This window comes from Sporomusa termitida (assembly GCF_007641255.1).
Classification (GTDB): domain Bacteria; phylum Bacillota; class Negativicutes; order Sporomusales; family Sporomusaceae; genus Sporomusa; species Sporomusa termitida.
This window is the reverse complement of record NZ_CP036259.1, coordinates 4474439-4481791: the sequence shown is the minus strand read 5'-3', so window position 1 is coordinate 4481791 and position 7353 is coordinate 4474439. Positions and strand designations below refer to the sequence as shown.

Genomic DNA, 7353 nt, shown 5'->3' with positions numbered 1-7353 from the left:
CCAGCTCCAAATTTTTGTAGCTGAAGACTTATTGCACTCAGAATGTTTTCCCTCCTTAATTTTATCGTGGAAGCAGCATTGGGTAATCTTCTGGGTGGATATGGTTTTCAATTATACAATTAATTAATGTTAAACATTTCAAGTAAGTAGCATAAAACCTACTGAATTATTAGTCCATTTTGACACTGTGGATACCCTAATTCTGTATTTAAATAAATTTCCTGTTCCCCCTTTCATACAAAGTCTTGCTACTAAAAAATTCTGGTAAATTATTATCATCTAGCTCTGCGTGAGAAGTACATGTCTTGCAAAATAGAAGGAATATATTGGTATACTTAATAATATATTCAATGTGATTTATATTTGCTATTATGTAAATGATCCCCGTCCATAGGACGGGGATCATTTCACTTTGGAGGTATGTGAGCTTCCTTAACTAGATCAACTGCGAGTCGATACTGGGACTAATTATTAATTTAACTGGCTTATACCCGTAGTCCGGAAGGCAACCACATTTCCAGCGTTCAGCGTCATTTATATGGATTAAAAGGCTTCGTAATTATACTATGCGAAGCCTTGCTTTATGGTTTTTAATACTATATTTGAACTTCAAATTTTGTAAGATATAAGTTGATAGCGAGCGGAATTTTTTTGGCAACTAATTTTAATTAGGGCATAAAATAGCATTAATAAGTGAATTAGAGGCTGATGCAGAAGGTTATTATTGTCGTACAGGAACAAATGTTTCAATTACCGGCTTGCTAAAAGCTGATTGCTCATATAACTGTTTTTCCGCCAAGTGTCTATGATCAACAGCCCGCTCTATTGTGGTGCAGTATAACCATATCAATAAGGTTGAACATAGAATACTATAGATGAAAAAACTGCTAATGGCCAGCCTCGTTGTTTGGTGTTTGGCAGCAACGGTTCACGTTTGAAGTTAGTTCGGATATAAGGAGCATTGTAATGAGTGATATAAAAGTGTTAATTGGAAAAGATAACTGGCTTTTTTTACAGAATGATACAAATCGTGTTGTCGAACAAAATAACGGCACTTTAAAATTAACAGAATTTGAACTTAGAAGATGGCTGCGGACCTTAGAAGCCAGATTTGCTATTCTCAAAAACAGAGGAATTAACTATTATTTTCTGATTGCGCCTAATAAAGAGAGTATCTATCCGGAACATTTACCTGATGATTATATAATGGATGAGACCAGATTGGTTTATCAGCTAATAAATGCCTGCAACCTAAATAATTTACCGTTATATTTTCCGGTTGACATTCTAAAACTTTATAAAACCGAATATCAACTGTATCCCACCGGGAACACGCATTGGAATGGTATCGGCGGTTTTATTGCCTATGAATATCTAATGAATATTATTAGAAAAGACTTTAATATACCAATTCTGGCTTGGGGCGACATAAGCTTCGTACACGAGGAAACATCTCAGGATTTAGGCAACAAACTTACTCCTCCCAGAACCTCAATTTTTTCCTGGGGCAAGGTGAAGCAGCCGCGGGCCCAGATAATCTATGATAATCAACTAATTAACTCCGGCAAAATACAGATTACCTTAAACAAAAATACCAGCTTACCGACGGCAGTAGTTTTTCACGATTCATTTATCGAGTTTTTATTACCATTTCTTATGGAAAGCTTTAGTAAAATATATTTATGCCATACACCCTGTCTGGATTATGAGCTGCTTACTCAAATTAAGCCTGATATTGTCATTTCAGAAATGGTGGAACGTTTTTTAATACAGCCGCCAGTTGATTTTTGAGGAGGGTCAGCATATATATATTGGACCTTGCAAACAGGCAAGGGGATCATATTCGGGCAAACATGAAAAATGTTATATTGGCCGGCAGGCGGGAACCCGGAAGCAGGCTGAACGGAATTAGAGGAGGCATTTGAGTGAACAGCTTAGGCGAGAGTGGCCCAGTTAACGTAAATAACGAAGCTGGCAAAAATGAAATTATTCAGCCGTTAACAAGTATCGTTATCTTAACGTACAATAAACTGGACTACAATAAATTGTGCATTGAAAGCATTAGAGATTATACAGAACCAGGTTCGTATGAAATCATTGTGATCGATAATCACTCAACAGATGGAACGGTCGAGTGGCTGCAAGCCCAGCCTGATTTAAAGTTAATTGCCAATAATGAAAACATTGGTTTTCCCGCAGGCTGCAATCAAGGTATTAAGGCTGCCTGCGGGGATAGTGTACTTCTATTAAACAATGACACGATTGTAACACCTTACTGGCTAGTTAACCTGAGAAGATGTTTGTTTAGCGCCGAGGACATAGGGGCTGTCGGGGCAGTAACCAATTCCTGTTCCAATTTTCAAAGCACCCCCTGTGAATATTCCAGTATTGCCGAAATGCTCGATTTTGCAAGGCAGAGAAACAATTCTAATCCGGATCTCTGGGAGCCCAGAACCCGCCTTGTTGGTTACTGCATGCTAATTAAGACTGAAATAATCAATAAAATCGGTTTACTGGAAGAAGCTTTTTCGCCTGGCAATTATGAAGATGACGATTATTGCTTGCGCATCAGAAATGCCGGCTATCGCCTGATCTTATGCTGGGATACCTTTATTCATCATTTTGGCAGTATTTCTTTTGGCGAACAGGCTATTCAATATAATAGCCTGTTGGAGACCAACAAACAAAAGTTTATCGAAAAATGGGGTTTGCCGCCGCATGCTGTCGCCCCTTATGAGCCGCCGCAAGATGTAATGATCAAAAAATGGTTTACTTATGAGCATGAAGTCAGCTTTTATAAACAATGGATAGAAAATGCAAAAAGGAAATTTTACGCATTAATTGAACGTGCTGAGTTTTCGGTGCTAACCGGAAATCTTGAAAACGCTGTGAGCTTGGTAAAGCAGGCTGCCGATGCTGCGCATCATTTGCATCCAGGTTTTTTTAGTTCACCCCGGGCAGAATTAGTTTTGCGCAAAGTCGCGCAAAAATTAAAGGACAGTGTAATTGCGCCAATTATAGCATTTCCACCCAGAACTACTGAAAAGAGAAATGTTTTGCATGTATTGAGCCAAGGTTACCATTCCGGCGGTCATACCAGATTAGTTGAGCGTTGGATTACTATGGATCAGACAGCGGTTCATTCCGTGGTCGGTACGCTGAACAGCGCCACTAATCCACCCTGGTTGATAGAAGCTGCTATGCAATCCGGTGGTTGGTACAATGCTCTCGACACCACAAATCTTAATTTGTGCCAGCGGGCAAAAATGCTGCGTGATATAGCGGCGGCCTGGGCTGATTTGGTTGTTCTGCATATTCATCCCCATGACCCCATTGCACCGATTGCTTTTGGTGATGACGGCGGTCCGCCGGTATTGTTTCTCAATCACGCCGACCATGCCTTTACGATCGGGATGAGCATTGCCGACCTGGTGGTGGAGCTTAGAGCTGCCGGCCAGCTTTTAAGTATGACCCGGAGAAACTCGCCCGCATCCGTTATGCTGCCCATACCGCTTAAACTGCCACCGGCACTGCAGGATAAGCAGTTAGCAAAACAAACACTGGGTATAAGCTCAGATAAGATCGTTTTTCTAACAATCGCCACTCCCTATAAGCTGGTTCCTTGTGGTGATTACAATTTTATCAGTTTGCTCCGTGAAATCATCAGGCTGCACGAGAATGTTGAGGTTTTAGTGATAGGACCTGCCGACGCCGGTGAGTGGGCCGGGCTCAAGCGTGAGAGCAATGGGCGGATCAGAGCGTTTGGCATTCAGCATGATCTGAATTTATTTCACAGCGCGGCAGATATATATTTGGTTTCAATGCCGATGGGGTCAATGACGGCAGTACTTGAAGCCGGTGTCTTAGGTATTCCGGCGGTTGGTTTAGCCGTTAATGTTGCAACCCTTAGCGCAGATGTGATGCCTGGGACTGTCGAGACGCTGTTTACCAGCTATAGCGATCTTTTTGCAGCAATCGACAGATTAATAAGTGATGCCGATTTCCGCAGCCACCAAGGTAATTATTTGAAAAATACAATACTTGAAAAACATTATCTGGGTTGGCCTGCGCATCTGAGTACCTTGTATTCATGCCTGCCGGCCAGCCATAAACCTGGTAAAATGTTGGAAGAGCAAGAGCAACCTGTTACCAGCAGTGATGTTATTTGGGCCTATTTTCAACACCGGAGCGGGTTATGTTATTCCAGTTTTGGCTAAAGAGGCCTACTGAGAAGTTTAAGGAGGTTGGCTTATGCCTTTCTTTAAACACAAACAGGCGATAGTAGATTCTGAAAATATTGGTGATGGTACAAGGATATGGGAATTCGTCCATGTATTGCCTAAAGCAGTCATTGGCAGAAACTGCAATATCTGTGCTTATGTATTTATTGAGAATGATGTATTTATTGGCGATAATGTTACTGTAAAATGCGGTGTGTATATCTGGGATGGAGTCAGGATCAAAGACAATGTCTTCTTAGGACCCAATGTGACATTTACCAATGATATACGGCCTCGTACCAAGCAATACCCGCTGCACTTTGAAAAAACACTTCTCGAAGAAGGGTCAACAATTGGTGCTAATGTTACGATTGTTGCCGGCAATACCATTGGCAGATATGCGATGGTTGGTGCCGGATCAGTTGTTACTAAACATATACCCAACAACACCTTGTGGTATGGCAACCCGGCAATATTCAAGGCCTATATATGTAACTGCGGTCAGAAATTAGATGCTGCACTGACATGCAGCAGATGCAATAAGGCGTATCTGTTAAATGGCAATAATTTTATTGAAGAAAATACAGAGGGGCAGGAGTGAAGCAAAATGGACTTTAAAAACGTTGCCAATATTAGCAAAGCCGGATGTTTATACCTGCAGGCCAGAATCTGGTTATACAGCCTGCTGAGCACCGGCGCCGTCAGCGGGGAACCCTATATTATTCATCCCTGCATTTTTACCGGGGCGGGTAGAGTGGCCTGCGGGCAGAATGTAAAGCTGGGTGTGTGGCCGTCACCCCACTACTGGAGTGGAAATTCCCATTTTGATACAAGAAGCGAGAATGCGCTTATTGAAATCGGCAATAATGTTACGATTAATAATAATTTTACAGCTATTTGTCTTGATAAAATCATAATCGGCGACGATACGCTTATCGGCATTAATGTTTCTATTATGGACTTTGATGCCCATGGTGTTCAACCGCACGCCCGCAGAGGCAATAAAGGGAAATTTGGACAAATCAGTATTGGCAGGAATTGTTGGATTGGGTCCAATGCTTCGATCTTAAAAGGTGTGTCTATTGGCGATAATTCAGTGATCGGATTAGGAAGTGTCGTAGTGGATAATATTCCGGCTAACGTTGTCGCTGCCGGGAATCCCTGCAAGGTTGTCAGGGAAATAAGCATTGATTAGTATGCAAACAGGAATATAAAGCTTCGTCAGATTGTTTAGGAGAGCACACTCATAACAACTTGGCGGGCTTTATTTTTTTCAGAAAGTCGGAGTCAGGCAGCTAAATTTTGCGGATCGCTGTCAATTTTACCTGCTTGCTGCATATTATGATAGAAGTTGAGACTGGTAAAAGTCAATCAGGTTCTATTTTGGACACTCTGCAGTATGAGTGCCGCTGATTAGTAATTATATGGGAACCTACAGTGGCAGCCGGCGATATGAGATAGATTGCTTAGGAGGGATTTAGTGTATGGGTGTGGAGAAGATCAGGCTGATCGAATTACCTAAAATCCATGATCCGCGGGGAAATCTCAGTGTCATTGAAACCGGACGTCATATTCCCTTTGAGTTTAAAAGAATATTTTATTTGTATGATGTTCCCGGCGGGGCAACCCGCGCCGGCCATGCAAATATGAAGCTGGAGCAGGTAATTGTTGCTATGTCGGGGAGTTTTGACGTTAGTGTTGATGATGGTTTCCGGAAAGCGAAAATACATCTAAACCGCAGCTATCAGGGCCTGTATATCCCCGGGATGATATGGCGGGAACTGGATAATTTTTCATCAGCGTCTGTCTGCATGGTACTGGCTTCTGATTTTTATGATGAAACGGATTATTTTCGCGATTATGATGGGTTTGTTAAAGCCGTTCAGGACCCAACTTCCGCCAGCTAAAGGGGGAGCATATGCATATTCCATTTTTAGATTTAAAGGCTACTTACCGGGAACTCCAGTCAGAATGTGATGTGGCTTACCACCGTGTCATGGAGTCTGGCTGGTATATAATGGGTGATGAACTCAGGCATTTTGAAGACGAATTTGCGCGTTACTGTGGTGTAAAACATTGTATTGGTGTAGGCAACGGCCTGGAAGCACTGCACCTGGTACTGCGGGCCTGGGGGATTGGAACCGGTGATGAGGTTATTGTTCCGGCCAATACTTATATTGCTACCTGGCTGGCAGTTACTTATGCCGGGGCCCGGCCGGTACCTGTAGAACCGGAACCGGAGACGTACAACCTGGATTCAGGTAAAATAGCTGCAGCCATCAATCAGAATACAAAGGCGATCATTGCTGTGCATCTTTATGGCCAGCCGGCAGATATGGATGCCATCAATAGTATAGCAAGACAGTATCACCTAAAGGTACTGGAGGATGCTGCTCAGGCTCAGGGGGCGGTTTATAAAGGCCGGCATACCGGCAACCTGGGGGACGCGGCCGGATTTAGCTTCTACCCGGGTAAAAATCTCGGTGCCTTCGGTGATGCCGGGGCTGTAACAACAAATGACGATGTGGTGGCGGCAAAAATACGGTCATTAAGAAATTATGGCTCAAAGATTAAATATAGTAACGAGGTTCAGGGGTTTAACTCACGTTTGGATGAGCTGCAGGCCGCATTCTTACGGGTAAAGTTAAAGCATTTGGATGAATGGAACCGCCGCAGACGGAGTCTGGCGGAGATATACCTGCAGAAACTAAACGGCGAAAATCTGTCAGTGCCGTATGTTCCCGAATGGGCAGAACCTGTCTGGCATCAGTTTGTTATCAGAAGCAGGAGTAGAGATGAGCTGCAGCGGTACCTAAAGGACAAAGAGATTGAAACATTAATCCACTACCCGATACCGCCACATTTGTCAGGGGCTTACCATGACCTGGGCTTTAAAGCAGGCAATTTTCCGTTAACTGAACTATTGGCTAACGAGGTATTAAGTCTGCCTATCGGCCCTCACCAAAAGATTAATATGGCTAGTACCGTAATTCAAACCGTCAATAATTATGGTAAAGTTAACGAGCCATTGCCTGGTACATATACCGGAACACTTTATCCCGATGGTAAAAATATATAAATCAGCAACCCTTTATCCTTTATTCTACAACTCAGAAGTAACTGGAGGTGACTT

The 7353-nt window shown here is 42.7% G+C and carries 6 protein-coding genes; all 6 read left to right on the top strand.

Features of this window, described 5'->3' with window-relative positions; genetic code table 11:
* Positions 1-966 precede the first annotated feature (966 nt).
* The 6 genes from SPTER_RS20775 (at position 967) to SPTER_RS20750 (ending at position 7299) form a co-directional block, all read left to right on the top strand.
* Positions 967-1791, top strand: coding sequence for an alginate O-acetyltransferase AlgX-related protein (locus SPTER_RS20775; protein ID WP_144352147.1), 825 nt, complete (start codon positions 967-969; stop codon positions 1789-1791).
* Positions 1792-1925: 134 nt separating this feature from the next.
* Positions 1926-4217 carry a glycosyltransferase gene (locus tag SPTER_RS20770; protein WP_144352146.1) on the top strand — a complete coding sequence of 764 codons (2292 nt, stop codon included), beginning with the start codon at positions 1926-1928 and terminating at the stop codon, positions 4215-4217.
* A 34-nt stretch (positions 4218-4251) separates the two neighbouring features.
* Positions 4252-4821: an acyltransferase gene (locus SPTER_RS20765; RefSeq protein ID WP_144352145.1), complete on the top strand. Its 570-nt coding sequence runs from the start codon at positions 4252-4254 to the stop codon at positions 4819-4821.
* A gap of 6 nt (positions 4822-4827) precedes the next feature.
* Positions 4828-5415, top strand: coding sequence for a DapH/DapD/GlmU-related protein (locus SPTER_RS20760; RefSeq protein WP_144352144.1), 588 nt, complete (start codon positions 4828-4830; stop codon positions 5413-5415).
* A gap of 289 nt (positions 5416-5704) precedes the next feature.
* Complete coding sequence (locus tag SPTER_RS20755) at positions 5705-6127, top strand: sugar 3,4-ketoisomerase (protein ID WP_144352143.1); 423 nt, start codon at positions 5705-5707, stop codon at positions 6125-6127.
* 11 nt (positions 6128-6138) lie between these two features.
* Positions 6139-7299 (top strand): DegT/DnrJ/EryC1/StrS family aminotransferase, encoded by a 1161-nt coding sequence (locus SPTER_RS20750; protein WP_144352142.1) that lies wholly within the window; start codon positions 6139-6141, stop codon positions 7297-7299.
* Positions 7300-7353: the final 54 nt, after the last annotated feature.